Here is a 17,265-nt window from a genome sequence, read left to right as displayed (position 1 = left end):
ATCCGGTACAGGAATCAGGGCTGCGTATTGGCGCGGTTTTCAGGCCGGCGCGGTAGTCTGCATCTGCTGCTTGAGACGGCTTGCCGCAGCCGCATATCCGCCGTCGGCACCATCCACGAAATGCATATGGTCTCTCGAAAGCGGAGACGGAACGATACAGGTCATCAATGCGGCATCCTGTTCGTGCAGGCCGTAATAACAGCTTCCCGAGAGGCGGCCCTGTTCCAGCCGCGCGCGGATTTTTTCGAGCCGTGCGGCGTCGATATCCACCGTCATCTTCAGGCCGTCATCGAATTTCCTGAAATCCGTATTGCTCGCGACCGAACGCCGGTAGCGTATCGCATTGAACGGTCCGAACGAGAGCCCCGTCACGCTCAAGAGATTGACGAGCAGGGATTCGCCGAGAATGCGAAACGAGCGGCGCATCTTGCCCCAGACATCGTGATAGGCAGCGCCGGCACGGGCTTCGAGGCCGAGACCCTCGCGCACGAAACCGAGTTTCGGCCCATCTTCCGGCACGGGGTGGCCGTGTCTTGCGTCCTGTTCGGCCAGATCGACAAGATCGACGACCAGTTGGCGAAATGCCGGCATGTCCCGCGACGGCCCCGGCACGGCGATGATCGACACCACCTTGCCATGGGTGGCCGGAATGGGGTTCCAGCGGCATGAAAGACCGGTGAGATCGGGGCGCTCGCCCGTTTCGGCTGCGGGCAGGGCATATTGCCCCTCCTTCATCCTCGCTTCCGCCCAACTGTTGCCGCCGCCCGAAAACATGGCGTAGGAAACATCCTCGCTCGCCTGAAAGCGCGCGACACGAATATCGAAGCCATTCTCACGAATATCCTCGACGGGAACCAGCGCCACGCGCATGGCAAGATCGAGATCGTCCTTCACCCAGCGCTGCACATTCGAAAGCGCGGTGCGTGCGACAGACAGCCCCTGTGGTGGCACCGCGACGGCGGCGCCATCGCCACCGAAAACGAAGGGCAGGTCGTGACGTCCGAGGCTGTTCGATACGCCCGATATGACCGCCGCACCGGCCATGTTGACGGCCTTGTAGCGGCCGGTGCCGATTGCCGAGGTCGAATCGATGATATCGGCGATGGCCAGCCCCCATCCCGGCGGCAGGGCGCGATAAAGCGCCGGGTCGGCCACGTCTTCAAAATGCCGGAAGACGGGCAGGCCCGTCAGAAATTCTTCATCTGCTGCGATCATGGCGTATTATCCTCCAGCGGCGGCCAAACGCCAAGCGTTTACGGAAGGTCGATGCGTCCATTCAGGCGGCGCAATCACTGCCGATCCGGCGATTGATTTACCGCGAATAGAGCTAATCCAGCAAAGTGACTTGCATAAATCATCAAACCTTCCGTATGAGTTGAGTGGAAGGCTCGGAATTCAAAAATGGAACGAGTTTTCGCCGGGAGGCGTCCGATAGTTTCATTCGGTCGGCGCCCATGGCGCTCACCGGGTCCCGCGACCCCCTTTAAGGAGACACCAGGATGAAACTGAAGACATTGACCAGCGTGACGCTTGCAGCGTCCTTCGCATTCGCACCCCTTGCTCATGCCGAGATCGTCATCGGCCTGATTGCGCCGCTCACCGGTCCTGTCGCCGCCTATGGCGACCAGGTGAAGAACGGCGCCCAGACGGCAGTCAATGAAATCAACAAGAAGGGCGGCATCCTCGGCGAACAGGTCGTGCTGAAGCTTGCCGATGACGGCGGTGAGCCGAAGCAGGGCGTTTCCGCGGCCAACCAGCTGGTTGCCGAAGGCATCCACTTCGTCGTCGGTCCGGTGACGTCCGGCGTCGCCATTCCGGCATCGGATGTTTTTGCCGAAAACGGCGTGCTGATGGTGACGCCGACGGCGACCGCGCCGGGCCTGACCAACCGTGGCCTTGCCAACGTTTTCCGTACCTGCGGTCGTGACGACCAGCAGGCCGAGGTTGCGGCGAAATATGTTCTCGCCAACCTCAAGGACAAGAAGGTCGCCATCATTCACGACAAGGGCGCCTACGGCAAAGGTCTGGCGGACGCCTTCAAGACCACGCTGAATGCCGGCGGCGTGACCGAAGTTCTCTACGATGCGCTGACACCCGGCGAAAAGGATCTCGGCGCGCTGACGGCCCGTCTGAAGTCCGACAATGCCGACATCGTCTATTTCGGCGGTTACCATCCGGAAGCGGGTCTTCTGGTGCGCCAGCTGAAGGATATCGGCTCCAAGGCTGCCGTCATCGGCGGTGACGGCCTGTCGAACAGCGAGTTCTGGAACATCGGTTCGCAGGCTGGCGAAGGCACGATCTTCACCAACGCTTCCGACGCGCTGAAGAACGACGATTCCAGGGCCGCTGCCGAAGCGCTGAAAGCCGCCAACATTCCGGCGGAAGCCTTCACGCTCAATGCTTACGCTGCCGTCGAAGTGCTGAAGGCCGGCATCGAGAAGGCCGGAAGCGCCAAGGATTCCGAAGCGGTCGCCACGGCCCTGAAAAGCGGCGACGCTTTCCCGACCGCAATCGGCAAGGTGACCTACGGCGAAAACGGCGACCTGACCTCGCAGGCCTTCTCGCTGTTCAAGTGGCAGGACGGCAAGATCGTCGCAGCCGAATAAGCTGATCCTACCGGCCGCACCTCGTGCGGCCGGTATCGTTTTACGGACGGAAAAGGGGTTGGGGCAGTATGGGCGATGCCGGGAAACAGACTGTTGGAGACATCGGCTTCGGGCGGATATTCCCGATCGTCAGAATCTTCGACGAGGCCAAGGCGCGGGAGTTCTATGTCGATTTTCTCGGTTTCGAGATCGACTGGGAACATCGCTTCGGCGATAATTTCCCGCTTTACATGCAGGTTTCACGGGCCGGAATGGGGCTTCACCTCAGCGGCCATCACGGCGATGCGACGCCGGGCTCCAACATCTTCGCCACCATGCACGGCGTTCACGCCTATCAACAGGAACTGGCGGCGAAAGACTATCGCTTCTTGAAGCCGGGTGTTGAAGAACTGCCATGGGGCGATGTGATGGAAGTGACCGATCCGTTCGGCAACCGCATTCGTTTCTGCGAGCAGAAAAGCGAAGAGTGATGTTTTGGGCCTGTGCGCAAGGCCCTTGACCTTGTTCTCCGTTTGAACGATAGAACGCGCAAACAGCGAACCGCGCGCACGGAGACCCCGTGCGCGCGGTTCGTGCGTTTTGGCAATCGGTCATGCAATTCGTTCGCATCCGCACGGGGGCAAAAATGAACAGTGAAGGCAATATGCAGGCCGGGGCGCTGGTCCGCAAACTGGCATTCTGGAGCATTCCGCTTTCTTTCGGCGTGCTGGGCCTCAAGCTCGTGGCCTGGTGGGTCACGGGCTCGGTCGCGCTTTTATCCGACGGTCTGGAATCGACCGTCAACGTGGTCGCGGCCTTCATCGCCTATTTCGTCATTCGTTACGCGCAGAAGCCCGCCGATGACGACCACCAGTTCGGCCACCACAAGGCGGAATATATTTCCGCCGTCGTGGAGGGTGTGCTGATCGTCGTTGCCGCGCTGCTGATCGTGCAGGAGGCCTGGGGCGGTCTTTTCAACCCGAGGCTGCCGGAAGCGCCGGCCCTTGGTCTTGCCATCAATGCGGCGGCGGGCGTCATCAACGCCATCTGGGCGACGATCCTGATCCGTGTCGGCAAAAGACACGCCTCACCGGCGCTGGCCGCTGACGGCCATCACATCATGTCCGATGTCGTGACCTCGGCAGGCGTTCTCGTCGGCCTCGTTCTGGCGCTGCTGACGGGTTATGCCATTCTCGATCCGCTGCTCGCCATCCTGGTGGCCATCAACATCCTGTTCCAGGGATCCAAGGTCATTCTGCATTCGCTTGGCGGGCTGATGGACCGGGCCGTGGAGCCGGAAGAGGACGAGGCGATCAAGAAGGCCATCGCCGAACATTGCGGCGGCGTCATTGGCGTACACGATCTGAGGACACGCCGGGCCGGCTCGGCCGCCTTCATCGATTTTCACGTCGTGGTTCCAGCTGTCATGACGGTGCGCGAGGCGCATGATATTTGCGACCGCCTTGAAGATGCCATAAGGGACGTCATACCGGGCGCCAGCCTTGCCATTCACGTCGAGCCGGAAGGCGAAAAGGCGCATGGCGTCAAAGTGATTGTTTGAAAAACAGGAGTTTTCCATGTCCGTGACGGATGTTTCCGGCCTGTCGCAGCTGGGCACGAAGGTCGATACGCCAGAGAGCCCGGAAAAGGCCGTTCTCGAAAAGGTGCCGAACGGCAATGCCGGCACCGATTACGTGGTGCGCTTCACCGCACCCGAATTCACCTCGCTTTGCCCGATGACCGGCCAGCCGGATTTCGCCCATATCGTCATCGACTATATTCCGGGCGATTTTCTGGTGGAATCAAAGTCGCTGAAGCTGTTCCTGCAATCCTTCCGCAACCACGGTGCATTCCACGAGGATTGCTCGGTCTATATCGCCAGGCGGCTGGTGGACCTGTTACAGCCGAAATGGCTGCGCATCGGCGCTTACTGGTATCCGCGCGGCGGCATTCCGATCGACGTCTTCTGGCAGACCGGACCGGCGCCCGAGGGCGTATGGCTGCCGGATCAGGGCGTTCCCACCTATCGCGGTCGCGGCTGATCCGGCTTCTACGAGATTAAAGGTTCAGGCGAACGAACCGTCGTCGCCTGAATCGAAATCCGCGTCGTCGGCGCTGTCGTCATCGGCCTGCTGGATATCGTCGTCGTCGTTGTTCTGGGGGCTGGCGTTGTCGCCGTAATAATTATTGATGACGGTTTCCTCGACAGGCGCGTTACCCGCGGCATTGCCACCGCCGAAGGGCGAGCCAAGGCCGAGCGACGACATGTGGCTGCCGAAAATACCGCTCAGCGAATTGGCGAGCAACATGCCGCCGGCGACACCCGCAGCGGTCCCAAGCGCACCCTGCAGAAAACCACCGCCGGAAGAACGCCCGAATGCGCCGGGCTGCTGGCTCCAGGGGCCGCCGGATTGCTGATCGGCGGGCGATCCCCAGGGACCGGCCGTCTGGCCGGCGGTATCGTTGCGCCATGAGGTTTGCGGGGCAGGGGCGGGTGTCGGCGCTGGCGGCTGTGACTGGCCGGTGCCGAAGATAGAACTCAGAAAGCCGCCCTGCGGGGCGCCGTTGCCGCTTTCCAGCGCGTGGATACGGTCTTCGAGCTGCTTGATATGGGCTGCCGCCGCCTCCAGACCCTTTTCCTGAACGATCACCGCCTGGGCGAGATAATAGGGGGCTGCGGGCTGATCGCGCACGGCGTCTGCGATCAATGTTTCCGCCTCGCGGTCACGCGGGCTGGCGGATGCGGTTCTGGTCCTGTCGAACAGGGCCTTGAGAAGCTGGCTTTCTTCCGGTGACATATGATGCCTCCTTACCGTGAAGCGAAAATCCACGATAAGGAGGTAGGCCTCAATTCCGGCTTTTCAAAGCGGTCCGAATTTTAAATTTCGGTAATGATCGTCAACCGCCGAAGGCGAGCGAGAGACCCGCAATCGCCGTCAACGCGCCAACCGTGCGGCTGGCTACCGAACCGAAACGGGCAATGCCGAGGCCGAGCGCGATGCCGGCCGCATGCAGGATGGCGGTGGCGATCATGAAGCCGATGCCGAATTGCCATGCGCCAGCGCTGCCGAGTTCCCCGCCATGGGCGTGGCCGTGGAAAAGGGCGAAAGCGCCGACCACGGCAGCAGCGGCTGCTGTCGGAAGCCTTGCCGCCATGGCAACGAGCAGGCCGAGACCGATGACGGAGGCGAGAATGGCCGGTTCAACGAAGGGAAGCCCGATGCCGTAAACCGCCATCAGGAAGCCGGCGGCCATGGTGCCGACGAAGGCAGAAGGCACGATCCACAGGGCCTTGCGGTCGCCCTGCGCCACGGCGATCTGCGAGGCCCAGATGCCGACGGCCACCATCGCCAGAATGTGGTCCGCACCAAAGAAGGGGTGGGAGACACCGGCCATGAAGGAGCCGTGTTCTTCCGGGTTCAGATGGGCGAAAGCGGGCAGGGCGGTAACGCCCAGTGCGGCGGCAGTGAGGCTTAGTCTTTTCAGCATGGTTCCCTCTTTAAATTATGGCCGTCCGCAACGGAATCTTGGGGCTTCCCGTGGCAGGCGGCGCTGCAATGAGGCGTCAACGATATCGCGAAGGCCGACTAGCTGTCCATGCGTCATCTGCCGGGGGTGCTGTTTATTGTTGGCGGGCAAACCTTGCCTTTTTCTCTCATTGCCTTACGTAACAAGTCGCACTATGTCCGAAGGGCATGCACGAATTTTGCTGGAGAGAGCCGTTGATGAACGAAGACGAAGACGACAAGAGCAAGGAACTGCCGATCGGCAAGGAAACGGAAGCGAATCTTTTCAAGTCGCGTTCGATCTTCATCTATGGTGGCATCACGCAGGAACTGGCGCAGAAGGTCTGCACGCAGCTCGTGGCTCTCGCCGCCGCCAGCGACGATGACATTCGCGTTTACGTCAATTCGCCGGGCGGCCATGTCGAATCGGGTGATTCCATCCACGACATGATCAAGTTCATCAAGCCGAAGGTCTATATCATCGGCACGGGCTGGGTCGCTTCCGCCGGCGCGCTGATTTACGTTTCGGTGCCAAAGGAACGCCGCCTCTGCCTGCCGAACACCCGCTTCCTGCTGCACCAACCCTCCGGCGGTACGCGCGGCATGGCGTCCGACATCGAAATCCAGGCGCGCGAAATCATCAAGATGAACCAGCGCCTGATCAAAATCTTCTCCAAGGCCACCGGCCAGAGCGAAGAAAAGATCGCCAAGGATATCGATCGCGATTACTGGCTCGGCGCGGAAGAGGCCAAGGATTACGGCCTCGTCGGCAAGATCGTCGAGAGCCAGTCGGAACTCTGACTTTTCGATTTTTCAGTTGAGAAAGCCCGTATCGGTGAAAACCGGTGCGGGCTTTTTCCTTTCAGGCCGGTGTTACTTCATCATGTCGCAGGCCTTCATCATGTCGGCCTTTTTCATCTTGTCCATTTCCATGCCGGCCTTGTCCATGCAATCCTTCTTGCTGGCCTTCTTGCCGGCCATGGACATGCCATCCTTTTTCATTGTCTCCGTCTTCATGGTGTCGTTATGCATGGTATCCTTCTTCATCGTATCGGTTTTCATGCTGTCGGAATGGGCGATGCCTGCGAAGGAAAGAGCGGACAGAAGGGAAGCGGCGGCAATGGCGGTGAAAATGCGGGTCATGAAGGGTCTCCTCTGGACGTCGTTGAATGTCCGCCGGCATCGTGCCGGGGCTCACGATTGTCCATTCGGCCGGGAACGGCCGGCTGTTACATCTTCACGCGCTTGTGACGACAAGTTCGGACGAGATTTTTTTAAAGCCACTATGTAACAATATCCTGCCGATTGCGAATAACCCGATAGTGACGATGACAGGCAGCCCTTCGGAAGAAACACTGAAAATGCTGATGCTGCGTTCCCTCGATGGGGACGAAGGCGCCTACAGGCATTTGCTTCATGCCCTGAGACGGCTGCTGATCGCCTATTACGGCCGGCGCATGGCTGCCGCCGCCAGAGGCGATGTCGAAGATCTTGTGCAGGAAACCCTGTTGTCGCTTCACGCCAAGCGGGAGACCTATGACCGTGCGCGACCCTTCACGGCCTGGTTCTTTTCGATAGCGCGCTACAAGCTCATCGATCACTATCGGGGTCGGGGTGCGCGCCTGCTGGCGGAAGTGGAACTCGATGAAACGCTGGAGGCGGAACCGTCCGTCGATGCGGTCACGGCCCGCATGGATGTGGAGCGGCTGCTTGATGAGTTGCCGGAACGGCAACGGGATCTCATTCGAAGGGTGAAGCTCGAAGGTCACTCAATTGCCGAAGCGGCGCAAAAATCCGGCCAGACCGAGCTTGCGGCGAGGGTCGGTATTCACAGAACGCTGAAAGTCCTGGCGGCAAAGTTGCGGGGGGACACGTGAGGAAGACGGAAGACATCATCGATCAACTGGCGGGCGATCTGAAACCCGTACGAGCTTTTGCGCTGGAGCGGAGGCTGGCGTTCGTGGCCTTGCCCGCGCTCGGCGTTTCGCTGCTGCTGATGGTCGTCATTCTGGGGCTTCGCAGCGATATGAATGACGCCATGACCGAGCCGGGTTTCTGGGTCAAATCCGCCTATAATACCCTGCTGGCCGTGGCCGCATTTTTTGCCGTCATGCGTCTTGCGCGGCCGGAGGGCGACAGGGGTGGCCTGTTTGCGTGGCTTGCGGTGATTTTTGTCGCCATGGCGGTCATCGCGCTCGTCCAGCTTGGATTTGCCGTGCCTGGCACCTACAGGACCCTCATTATCGGATCGTCGGCGCTGCATTGCCCGTTTTTGATCGTTGCTTTCGCGCTGCCGCTGTTTATCGCAAATTTCGCGGCTCTCAAGCGTTCGGCTCCCGCTGATCCCACGCTTGCGGGTTTTGCCGCGGGCATCGCCGCGGGTGCGGCCGGGGCGTGGGTCTATTCGTGGTTCTGCACCGAAAACGGCATGGCTTTCGTGTTGATCTGGTACTCGCTGGGCATCTTGGTGACCGGCATCATCGGCGCTTTTGCCGGTTCACGTCTGCTCCGCTGGTGAAGGCAAGATTGCCGATGCCGGCCCGGACATGGTCCAGAGCCGGCATTCTGCTTCATGCGGATTTCACTGACCCAGATTGGCGGGAATTGCGAATGCCGCAAACTGGGTGAACTGCTTGCCCGTGTTGAAATTGTCATCGGAAGCGATGACGAAGAGCTGCTTGCCATCCACCACCGGGCCGAAGGCGAAGCTTTCGATATTGTCGATATCGAGACCGAAATCGCCTTCGTTGATTTCAAACCAGGCCGATTTGGATACGGCGGCCACGGATGCGGGATCGATCTTGTCCTTGCCGAGAATATTGTCGGCGCGGGACATGTCGGCGATGAAGAAGCGGATGTGATTGCCGACGCCGGAGGCGAAATTGCGCTCGACAGCGACGAAACGGCCATCCGGCAGGGCCGCGATGGCGGAAAGGCCGTTGTCGTTATATTTCGGCTCGGCGGCCGTCGGCGTCTTCGAGATAGGCTCGGTGACATAGACATGCTCGGCGACCGGTTTCAGCGTCGCCGTGTCGATGACGAGGATACGGGCCGGGCTGCCCGCCTGCGGGGTCGCCTTGGGGCCGTCCTGGGTGAGCGCATTTTCGGTGGCGGCGATCAGCCGACCGGGCATCAGCGTCAGGCCTTCGAAAGCGAGGTTGTTCTGAACGCCCCTGGTCTTGGCGTCATCGACGAGATAGGCGTTTGGCAGTTCCAGCCGCTTCACATTGCTGCCGTCGAGACCCGAGACGTAGAGCGCCGGCTGGTTCTTCAGGTCGCGTTCGGAGGACCAGTAGAGCTTGCCGCCCTTGCGGTCGAGCGCGATGCCTTCCGCATCGATGCCCTTCGGCGCAAAAGCAGCGCCGGTCTCGTCCTTCAATTCGTGCGTGGCGGCGATGTTGAGCGTGGCGGCGCCTTCCGTCACGGCCAGCTCCAGCTCGTAATAACGGGCCGGCCCTTTTTCCACGCGGTCATCGGAAATTGCGAGATAACGCCCGGTTTCGCTGTCAAAGGCGAGGTCGGAAATGCCGCCGAAGGTGACGCCATCGATGGAGAGGCCCGATGGAACGACGATCTGGCCGAGAAAGGCCGGCGGCGGCGGGGTCTGGGCCGCTGCCGGCAGAGCCGCAAAACAGCAGGCGACGATAGTGACGATGCGGAGCATGGCGAGGGTCCCTCTTGTGGCGGATGACCGGTTGTGACGCAGGGAGGATTAGCGCCGTGCCGCTAAACTTTGATGACGTTTTCCATGCCGCCGTACCTGAAGTCTGGCGGCTCATCTTGCCAAGCCGCGTCTTTTTTGATCCTGAATATAATCACGCTTCATCCAAAGCGTGTCGCCATCCCCGGATTCGCGCGTCACGCTTCAGTTTTGTTTCTGCCTGTCGCCAATGCGGACCGCTGCGGTTGTTTGCGACAGGCCGCAGGCCGCAGAGTGCTTCATGCTGAAAGATTTTTCCGTCCAGAGCCTGTTCATGGGCTGCCTCACCGCCTTTGTCGGTTTCGCCAGCTCCTTCGCCGTCGTGCTGCAGGGCCTGAAAGCTGTCGGTGCGACGGATTTCGAGGCGGCGTCGGGGCTGATGGCGCTTTCGGTGGCGATGGGGCTTTGCGCCATTATTCTCTCCGCCGCCACCCGGCTACCCATCAGCATCGCATGGTCGACGCCGGGTGCGGCGTTGCTTGCGACCACCGGCGTCATTGAGGGCGGCTTTTCGGCGGCCGTCGGCGGGTTCATCATCTGCGCCATTTTGATCATCATCGCCGGCCTGTTCAGGCCGCTGGGAAAGGCGGTCGCCTCCATTCCCGCGCCGCTTGCCAATGCCATGCTCTCCGGCGTCATCATCGGTCTGTGTTTCGCGCCGATCAAGGCGATAGGCTTCAACCCGGCGCTCGGATTGCCCATCATCCTCGCCTGGATCGTGGTGGGAGCCTTTAAACGGCTGTTCGCCGTGCCCGCCGCCCTTGCCGCCTTCGTGCTGGTGATGATTTTCGGCGTCGAAATTCCGGCGGGTGCACTGGACAGCGTGGCGCAATCGCTGACGCCGCCAATGGAATGGGTAACGCCCGTCTTCAGTCTCCACGCGGTTGTTTCTATCGCGCTGCCGCTCTTCATCGTCACCATGGCCTCGCAGAATATTCCCGGCATCGCGGTGCTGAAGGTCAATCATTACGATCCGCAGCCCGGGCCGCTTTTCGCTTCGACCGGCTTTTTCTCGCTGCTTTCCGCACCCTTTGGCGGCCATGCCGTCAATCTAGCGGCGATTACGGCGGCCATGTGCGCGGGCGAGGACGCCCATCCTGATCCAAAGAGGCGTTACTGGGCGGCGATCATCGGCGGTGTCGGCTATATTATTTTCGGCCTGTTGGCGGGCGTGGTCACCGCCTTCGTGGCGCTGGCGCCGCCCATTCTCATCCAGGCGGTGGCGGGGCTGGCACTGGTCGGCGCCTTTTCCGGCTCTGCGGTCGCAGCCTTCAGGGAGCCGGAAACCCGTGAGGCGGCGGCCATCACTTTCCTCATCACGGCCTCCGGCCTTTCCTTCGGCGGCATTTCCGGAGCCTTCTGGGGCTTGATCGGTGGGGGGCTGATGATGGCGTTGCAGCGGGTGGTCAAGCGTGGTTAGATAGGGAGCTTATTGTTTTAAAGAAATATTATTTATGGATTTCGAATTCGATCCCACCAAAAGTGAAAGTAACAAAGACAAACACGGAATAGATTTCGTCGAGGCAAGAGCGCTTTGGCTGGACGAGAAAAGACTCGTCGTTCCTCTCGAAACCACGTCGGAAGAGCGGTATATTATGGTCGCCCAGTTACGCGGAAAGTGCTGGAGCGCCATTTATACTTACAGAAATGACCGGTTGCGTATCATCTCCGTCAGGCGTTCCAGAGACAAGGAAAGGCAGCGTTATGAAGACGATCAGCGCTGAAGAATTTGACAGGAAATTCGACGACGGTGAAGACATCGACGATTATCTCGACTGGTCCAAGGCAAGCCGTCCTGGACTGGAAATGGTGCATGTCGATATCGATCTGCCTGAAAAGCTTTTGCGGAGAGTGGATGCGGAAGCGGCGCGCCTTGGAAGGACACGTCAATCCCTGATGGCTGAATGGATCGCCGAAAGGCTGGAGAGCGGCAGGCCGGGAAAATAACCGGCGCACAGCACAAGATCACTTGTCAGACCGCCGGCCGCTGTTTATACACATCGCCATGAGCAACAGCATCGCAACCATTTTTGGCATGAGCGCGCAGATTTCTGCGAAGGCCTCGCCGTGCGGTGCACTCTCGCTTCTTAGCCTCGACCTTACACGCGGTTGCCGGGTCCAGTGAGGAGCGCCCGGCGGCCGAAAGCCCGCTGGTGCAAACGCTCCTCATCTCGAAATCTCATTTTATACTGGATTTAGGCCCTGAAGGGTCGCGCATCCGCCGATGGCGAAAGACGCCCGCGGACTGCGCAAGGAGGAAGCGAAATGGACGGCAAGATCACTAATATTTCCAAGGGCATGGCTGACGCGAGCGTGAAGTATCGCCCTTACCCGACCATCAATATCCCCGACCGCACATGGCCGGGCAAGACCATCGACAAGGCCCCGATCTGGTGTTCGGTGGACCTGCGCGACGGCAACCAGTCGCTGGTCAACCCCATGGGTCACGACCGCAAGGCCCGCATGTTCAAGCTGCTGCTCGAAATGGGCTTCAAGGAAATCGAGATCGGTTTCCCTTCCGCCTCGCAGACGGACTTCGATTTCGCCCGCTGGTGCGTGGAAGAGGGCAATGTGCCTGACGATGTTTCCCTGCAGGTGCTGGTGCAGTGCCGCCCGGAGCTGATCACCCGCACCTTCGAGGCGCTGCAGGGCGCCAACAAGCCGATCATCCATTTCTACAATTCCACCTCGGAATTGCAGCGCCGCGTGGTGTTCGGCAAGGATGTGCACGGCATCAAGCAGATTGCCGTCGATGCGGCCAAGATGATCACCGACATGGCGGCGAAGGCCGGCGGCGGCTACCGCTTCGAATATTCGCCTGAGAGCTTTACCGGCACCGAGCTGGAAGTGGCGCTGGAAATCTGCAACGCCGTGGTCGAGGTGGTGAAACCGACGGCCGACAACAAGCTGATCCTGAACCTGCCGTCGACGGTGGAAATGGCGACACCGAACATCTATGCCGACCAGATCGAATGGATGTGCCGCAACATCGACAATCGTGAAAACGTCATCATCTCCCTGCATCCGCATAATGACCGCGGCACGGGCATTGCGGCGACCGAGCTGGGCCTGATGGCGGGTGCTGACCGCGTCGAAGGCACGTTGTTCGGCAATGGCGAACGCACGGGTAACGTCGACGTAGTGACGCTGGCGCTGAACATGTATACGCAGGGTGTGGACCCTGAACTGGATTGCCGCGATATCGAGCGCATCAAGGATGTCTACGAATATTCCAACGAGATGACGATCCCCGAGCGCCACCCTTATGTCGGCGAACTGGTCTACACCGCCTTCTCCGGCTCGCATCAGGATGCGATCAACAAGGGCATGAAGGCGATCAAGGTCGCCAACCATCCCGTCTGGGAAGTGCCCTATCTGCCGATCGACCCGAAGGATGTCGGCCGCTCCTATGAGGCGATCATCCGCATCAACTCGCAATCCGGCAAGGGCGGCATCGCCTATATTCTGCAGCAGGATTACGGCATCAACCTGCCGCGCAACCTGCAGGTGGAATTCCGCGAGGATATCCAGCGCATCACCGATGAAGAGGGCGTGGAACTGCCGGCCAAGCGCATCTACGAGCGCTTTATCGAGCGTTACGTGACGCAGCCGAATGCGCGCATCAAGTTCGTCGATCACCACACCTATCCGGCGGGCGATTTCAAGGGCGTGCGCATCGTGGCTGCCGAAATCACCGATAATGGCGAGGTGAAGCGTATCGAGGGCAAGGGCACCGGTCCGATCGACGGGTTCATCAATGCGCTGTCGGTCTATCTCGGCATCGACCTGTCGGTGAATGACTATTCCGAGCATTCGCTGCAGCATGGCTCGAACGCTTCGGCCATCGCCTATGTCGAGATGGAGCATCCGGGCGGCAAGCTGTTCGGGGCAGGCGTCAATACGAATATCGTGGCGGCGTCGCTGGAGGCGATTGTTTCGGCGGCCAATCGGGTGCTGGAAGAGCGGGCGAAGTAAGCTTGGTTTGAGGGGGGTGAACTCCACCCACCGCCCCGGACTCTACTCCCCCAGCAGCGAAAACCCCAGCGGCCGCCCGTTTTCATAAAACACCCGCACATCCTCCAGCGCCACACCCGTTCCCGTCTCATTGAGGCTGTGGCGCTCACAGGCGACATTCCAGGTGCCGGGGCCACCGGAAATATGGAAGAGATTATAGGCCGCGCGCGGTTTTTCACCGCCCGGTCCCTGGCTGGCGGAGGAAATGCCCACGACCGGGATATGGTCTTCCCCGTGGTGGGTGTTCAGCCAGTAAACCGTGTTGAGATGGGTATGGCCATGCAGCACGAGTTCCGCTCCGCCGACGCCCAGCGCCGCAGCGAAACGGCGGATGCCGATCATGCGCTTGTGGGTGGGGGCGGCGCCCCGGATCGGCGGATGATGGATCATCACCACGCGGAATAGCCCCTGTTCCCCGGCTTTTTTCAAAAGCTCCGCCGTGGCGCGGGCCTGCCTGTTGCCGAAGTAGCCGGTTGCCGAAAAGGGCGGCGTCGCAATCGAGGTGGAGCAGCCGATCAGTGCGACCGGGCCGCGCACGCGCATATAGGGAAAAATCTTGCGGTCGTCGTCCCATTCCAGCGGATCGCCATCGCCACGCACATAAGGGTACCAGGCCTGCATGGCCTTGTCGTGCGCGCCGGACACATAGGCGTCGTGATTGCCGGGAACGACGGAGGTTTTTTCGGGATCGCCCACTTCCTCCAGCCAGTCGGCGGCGGCGCGGATTTCAATGCCGGTCGCAAGATTGACGAGATCGCCGGTAATAGCCAGATGATCCGGTGACTTTGTCTCCAGATCGTCGAGCAGTTTTTCCAGCGTATCGGTGAAGAGATGCTTGCGGCGGTTGCGGTGCCAGTTGACAAAACCGGTGATACGCTTGGATGCAAGTTCCCGGAAAGTGAGTTTTGGCAGTGGCCCCAAATGGACGTCTGAAATATGCGCAAGTTTGAACATGGCGGCAGAGATAACCTATGATATGCCGCGCGTCCAATAAAAGCCGGCAGGCGGGGAGAAACCAGGGTGAATGACGAAACAACCGGGCGGCAGGCCCGTCCGTTCCATATGCGTGTCTTCATCCGCTTTCTGCATTTCGTTTTTCTGTTCACGCGCGGCGCAACCCTTGGCGTGCGTGCGGCCTGTTTCGATGAAAAGGGCAGGATTTTTCTCGTGCGGCACACCTATCTTCCGGGCTGGTATCTGCCAGGCGGCGGGGTAGAACGTGGCGAAACCCTGCTGATGGCGCTGCACAAGGAAATCCGCGAGGAAGGCAATCTCGAAGCGGCCTCCAGGCCGGAGCTTTTCCATGTCTATCTCAATCTGGAAGGCAGCAATCGCGACCACGTGGCGCTGTACCGGCTTGATGTCACCCAGACCAAACCGAAAAATCCCGATCATGAAATTGCCGAAAGCGGCTTTTTCGACCTGTCGGAGCTGCCGGAAGGGGTGACGGCCGCCACCCGCCGTCGCCTTGCCGAACTTGCCGGCGAAGCGGCGCTCGCCGACCACTGGTAACGGCGGCGGCTCTCCGTCAGGAGAGCGCCTCGCGGCCATGGGCCATTGTCAGGTCCAGTTCCGGGCCGACGGGCACGATGCCGGTCGGGTTGATGGTGCGGTGGCTGCGGTAATAATGCTCCTTGATGTGGCGCATATCCACCGTGTCTGGCACGCCGGGCGTCTGGTAAAGATCGCGCAAATAACCCGTCAGATGCGGATAGTCGTGAATGCGGCGGATATTGCATTTGAAATGGCCGACATAGACGGGGTCGAACCGCACCATCGTCGTGAACAGGCGCCAGTCCGCTTCCGTCTGTTCTGAACCGAACAGGAAACGCCGGTCCTTCAGGCGGTCCTCCAGCATATCCAGCGTTTCGAACACCTTCACGGCATTCTGTTGATAAGCATCCTGCGTGGTGGCGAAACCGGCCTTGTAGACGCCGTTATTGACAGTGTCGTAGATCACGTCGTTCAGTGCATCGATCTCGGCGCGCAGCGCTTCGGGATAATAATCGGCCTGCGAGCCGGTGAGATCGTTGAAGGCGGAATTGAACATGCGGATGATTTCCGCCGATTCATTAGAGACGATGGTGCCGCGTTTTTTGTCCCACAGGACGGGAACGGTGACTCGCCCCGAATATTTGGGGTCCGCCCTGGTGTAGACCTGCCAGAGTGTGGAGGAGCCGAAGAGGTGATCCTCGGTCGCGCCCGGCGTGCGCTCACCCTCAGGCTTGAATTCCCAGCCGTTTTCCAGCATCAGCGGATCGACGACGGAGACGGAAATCAGGTCCTCCAGCTTTTTCAGCTTGCGGAAAATCAGGGTGCGGTGCGCCCAAGGGCAGGCGAAAGAGACATAGAGGTGGTAACGATCCTTTTCGGCCTCGAACCCGCCTTCTCCGGAAGGGCCGGGTGCGCCATCCGCTGCGATCCAGTTGCGGAATTGCGAGGCGCTGCGCTTGAAGTGCCCCTTGGTTTCCTTGGTGTCATACCAGACGTCTTTCCATACGCCTTCCACCAGCATGCCCATGACGATCTCCTTGATTGTTTCCTTTTGAGCGATCCTAACCGTTCTGCACTCTCCCGCGAACCCGCAAGGCGTTGAACAATGCGTTTCCGGTCCTGTGGAAACTGAATGGGATAGCGCAGAGATTTGTTCTGGACGGGTGGGAATTTTCCTGATAACTGCAATTTTCACAAATCTGAGGAAATTGCTGACTATGATCGAACCACGGATGCTCCGACGACGCTGACGCTCCTGAACGCCCTTACCGGCGCAGCCGTCATCTATTGTCGCATCCGCATTCTGGAAGTTTCGGTCTCTTCATGTCCAAGCACGATCTTGTCTACCTCACCGAGGACGCGTCGCACGACGCCATCATCGACGTCATCAACGAAGAAGCATTCGGTCCCGGCCGGCACACCCGTGCGGCAGCGCGCATCCGCGAGCAGGGGCCGCATGACCGGTCGCTGTCCTTTGTCTGCGCCGACGATGGCGAAACCATTGCTTCGGTGCGCATGACGCCGGTTCTGGCGGGCGGGGTGAAGGGCCATATGCTCGGGCCGCTTGCGGTTCGGCCCTCGCACAAGAACAAGGGCATCGGCCGGGAGCTCGTCCGGATCGCCATTGCCGCCGCCCGGCGGAAGGGCTCCGAAGCGGTGATCCTGATCGGCGATCCGCCCTATTACATGCCGCTCGGTTTCGAGAAGGTCGCTTATGCGGCGCTCGATTTTCCGGGACCGGTGGACCCGAACAGGGTGCTGGTGGTGCCGATTGGCGACGACGTGCATCAGCGGCTGAAGGGCAAGATCGGCTGGCGCAAATGCGAGGCCGTGATGCCGGCCGCCACGGCGGAAGATGAGGGTTTTGAGGAGCCGCTCAGGGTTTACGGCTGAGGGGGTATCGCAAGGGCTTTGTGCTTTTTAGCGCAACATAAAACCCCCGTCATTCCGGCCTTGAGCCGGAATC

The 17,265-nt window shown here is 60.2% G+C and carries 20 protein-coding genes; 13 read left to right on the top strand and 7 right to left on the bottom strand.

Going from position 1 to position 17,265, the window contains the following annotated elements:
• Nucleotides 1-39 precede the first annotated feature (39 nt).
• Nucleotides 40-1,215 carry a DUF3095 domain-containing protein gene (locus L901_RS05375; protein WP_059754192.1) on the bottom strand — a complete coding sequence of 392 codons (1,176 nt, stop codon included), beginning with the start codon at nt 1,213-1,215 and terminating at the stop codon, nt 40-42.
• 284 nt (nt 1,216-1,499) lie between these two features.
• Here L901_RS05375 and L901_RS05370 point away from each other — a divergent pair, with 284 nt between their 5' ends.
• The 4 genes from L901_RS05370 (at nt 1,500) to queF (ending at nt 4,627) form a co-directional block, all read left to right on the top strand.
• Nucleotides 1,500-2,606 carry a branched-chain amino acid ABC transporter substrate-binding protein gene (locus tag L901_RS05370; RefSeq protein ID WP_059754190.1) on the top strand — a complete coding sequence of 369 codons (1,107 nt, stop codon included), beginning with the start codon at nt 1,500-1,502 and terminating at the stop codon, nt 2,604-2,606.
• 68 nt (nt 2,607-2,674) lie between these two features.
• A complete protein-coding gene (locus tag L901_RS05365; RefSeq protein WP_059754187.1) occupies nt 2,675-3,076 on the top strand; it encodes a glyoxalase superfamily protein in 402 nt (133 codons plus the stop codon).
• Between the two features lie 173 nt (nt 3,077-3,249).
• Nucleotides 3,250-4,146 carry a cation diffusion facilitator family transporter gene (locus L901_RS05360; protein ID WP_371259705.1) on the top strand — a complete coding sequence of 299 codons (897 nt, stop codon included), beginning with the start codon at nt 3,250-3,252 and terminating at the stop codon, nt 4,144-4,146.
• A 16-nt stretch (nt 4,147-4,162) separates the two neighbouring features.
• Nucleotides 4,163-4,627: a preQ(1) synthase gene (gene queF, locus L901_RS05355; protein ID WP_059754181.1), complete on the top strand. Its 465-nt coding sequence runs from the start codon at nt 4,163-4,165 to the stop codon at nt 4,625-4,627.
• 24 nt (nt 4,628-4,651) lie between these two features.
• Here the strand turns inward: queF and L901_RS05350 are convergent, their stop codons facing one another.
• Nucleotides 4,652-5,383: a DUF2076 domain-containing protein gene (locus L901_RS05350; protein WP_059754178.1), complete on the bottom strand. Its 732-nt coding sequence runs from the start codon at nt 5,381-5,383 to the stop codon at nt 4,652-4,654.
• Between the two features lie 100 nt (nt 5,384-5,483).
• The gene (locus L901_RS05345; protein ID WP_059754176.1) at nt 5,484-6,074 is read right to left on the bottom strand and encodes a HupE/UreJ family protein; all 591 of its coding nucleotides are present in this window, start codon (nt 6,072-6,074) and stop codon (nt 5,484-5,486) included.
• 236 nt (nt 6,075-6,310) lie between these two features.
• Between L901_RS05345 and L901_RS05340 the strand changes: the two genes are divergently transcribed.
• Nucleotides 6,311-6,892: an ATP-dependent Clp protease proteolytic subunit gene (locus L901_RS05340; protein ID WP_003523060.1), complete on the top strand. Its 582-nt coding sequence runs from the start codon at nt 6,311-6,313 to the stop codon at nt 6,890-6,892.
• Nucleotides 6,893-6,964: 72 nt separating this feature from the next.
• On the opposite strand, the gene L901_RS05335 is transcribed toward L901_RS05340, so the two are convergent.
• Nucleotides 6,965-7,234 carry a pentapeptide MXKDX repeat protein gene (locus L901_RS05335; RefSeq protein WP_059754173.1) on the bottom strand — a complete coding sequence of 90 codons (270 nt, stop codon included), beginning with the start codon at nt 7,232-7,234 and terminating at the stop codon, nt 6,965-6,967.
• Nucleotides 7,235-7,419: 185 nt separating this feature from the next.
• Between L901_RS05335 and L901_RS05330 the strand changes: the two genes are divergently transcribed.
• The gene (locus tag L901_RS05330; protein WP_120357025.1) at nt 7,420-7,968 is read left to right on the top strand and encodes a sigma-70 family RNA polymerase sigma factor; all 549 of its coding nucleotides are present in this window, start codon (nt 7,420-7,422) and stop codon (nt 7,966-7,968) included.
• A complete protein-coding gene (locus L901_RS05325) occupies nt 7,965-8,609 on the top strand; it encodes an NrsF family protein (protein ID WP_059754170.1) in 645 nt (214 codons plus the stop codon). The genes L901_RS05330 and L901_RS05325 overlap by 4 nt, the downstream gene beginning before the upstream one ends.
• 63 nt (nt 8,610-8,672) lie before the next feature.
• Here L901_RS05325 and L901_RS05320 read toward each other — a convergent pair whose 3' ends face one another.
• The gene (locus L901_RS05320) at nt 8,673-9,755 is read right to left on the bottom strand and encodes an esterase-like activity of phytase family protein (protein ID WP_059754168.1); all 1,083 of its coding nucleotides are present in this window, start codon (nt 9,753-9,755) and stop codon (nt 8,673-8,675) included.
• Nucleotides 9,756-10,032: 277 nt separating this feature from the next.
• Here L901_RS05320 and L901_RS05315 point away from each other — a divergent pair, with 277 nt between their 5' ends.
• The 4 genes from L901_RS05315 to leuA all read left to right on the top strand — a co-directional run bounded on the left by L901_RS05315 (nt 10,033) and on the right by leuA (nt 13,766).
• Nucleotides 10,033-11,211 (top strand): benzoate/H(+) symporter BenE family transporter, encoded by a 1,179-nt coding sequence (locus L901_RS05315; RefSeq protein WP_059754164.1) that lies wholly within the window; start codon nt 10,033-10,035, stop codon nt 11,209-11,211.
• 34 nt (nt 11,212-11,245) lie between these two features.
• Entirely contained in the window at nt 11,246-11,515 is a 270-nt protein-coding gene (locus L901_RS05310) for a BrnT family toxin (RefSeq protein ID WP_059754163.1), read from the top strand.
• A complete protein-coding gene (brnA, locus tag L901_RS05305; protein ID WP_082710481.1) occupies nt 11,496-11,738 on the top strand; it encodes a type II toxin-antitoxin system BrnA family antitoxin in 243 nt (80 codons plus the stop codon). Before L901_RS05310 ends, brnA begins: the two co-directional genes overlap by 20 nt.
• 318 nt (nt 11,739-12,056) lie before the next feature.
• The gene (leuA, locus tag L901_RS05300) at nt 12,057-13,766 is read left to right on the top strand and encodes a 2-isopropylmalate synthase (RefSeq protein ID WP_059754160.1); all 1,710 of its coding nucleotides are present in this window, start codon (nt 12,057-12,059) and stop codon (nt 13,764-13,766) included.
• A gap of 42 nt (nt 13,767-13,808) precedes the next feature.
• On the opposite strand, the gene L901_RS05295 is transcribed toward leuA, so the two are convergent.
• Nucleotides 13,809-14,759, bottom strand: coding sequence for a metallophosphoesterase (locus tag L901_RS05295; protein ID WP_059754158.1), 951 nt, complete (start codon nt 14,757-14,759; stop codon nt 13,809-13,811).
• 66 nt (nt 14,760-14,825) lie between these two features.
• On the opposite strand from L901_RS05295, the gene L901_RS05290 reads away from it, so the two are divergent.
• A complete protein-coding gene (locus L901_RS05290) occupies nt 14,826-15,317 on the top strand; it encodes an NUDIX domain-containing protein (RefSeq protein WP_059754155.1) in 492 nt (163 codons plus the stop codon).
• Between the two features lie 16 nt (nt 15,318-15,333).
• On the opposite strand, the gene L901_RS05285 is transcribed toward L901_RS05290, so the two are convergent.
• Entirely contained in the window at nt 15,334-16,326 is a 993-nt protein-coding gene (locus tag L901_RS05285) for a glutathione S-transferase family protein (RefSeq protein WP_059754152.1), read from the bottom strand.
• Nucleotides 16,327-16,622: 296 nt separating this feature from the next.
• On the opposite strand from L901_RS05285, the gene L901_RS05280 reads away from it, so the two are divergent.
• Nucleotides 16,623-17,192, top strand: a complete 570-nt coding sequence (locus tag L901_RS05280; protein ID WP_035220162.1) for a GNAT family N-acetyltransferase — start codon at nt 16,623-16,625, stop codon at nt 17,190-17,192.
• Nucleotides 17,193-17,265: the final 73 nt, after the last annotated feature.

The sequence above is a fragment of the Agrobacterium sp. D14 genome (genome assembly GCF_001526505.1).
Classification (GTDB): domain Bacteria; phylum Pseudomonadota; class Alphaproteobacteria; order Rhizobiales; family Rhizobiaceae; genus Agrobacterium; species Agrobacterium leguminum.
The sequence above is the reverse complement of the archived record's forward strand: the minus strand, read 5'-3'. Positions and strand labels throughout refer to the sequence as shown.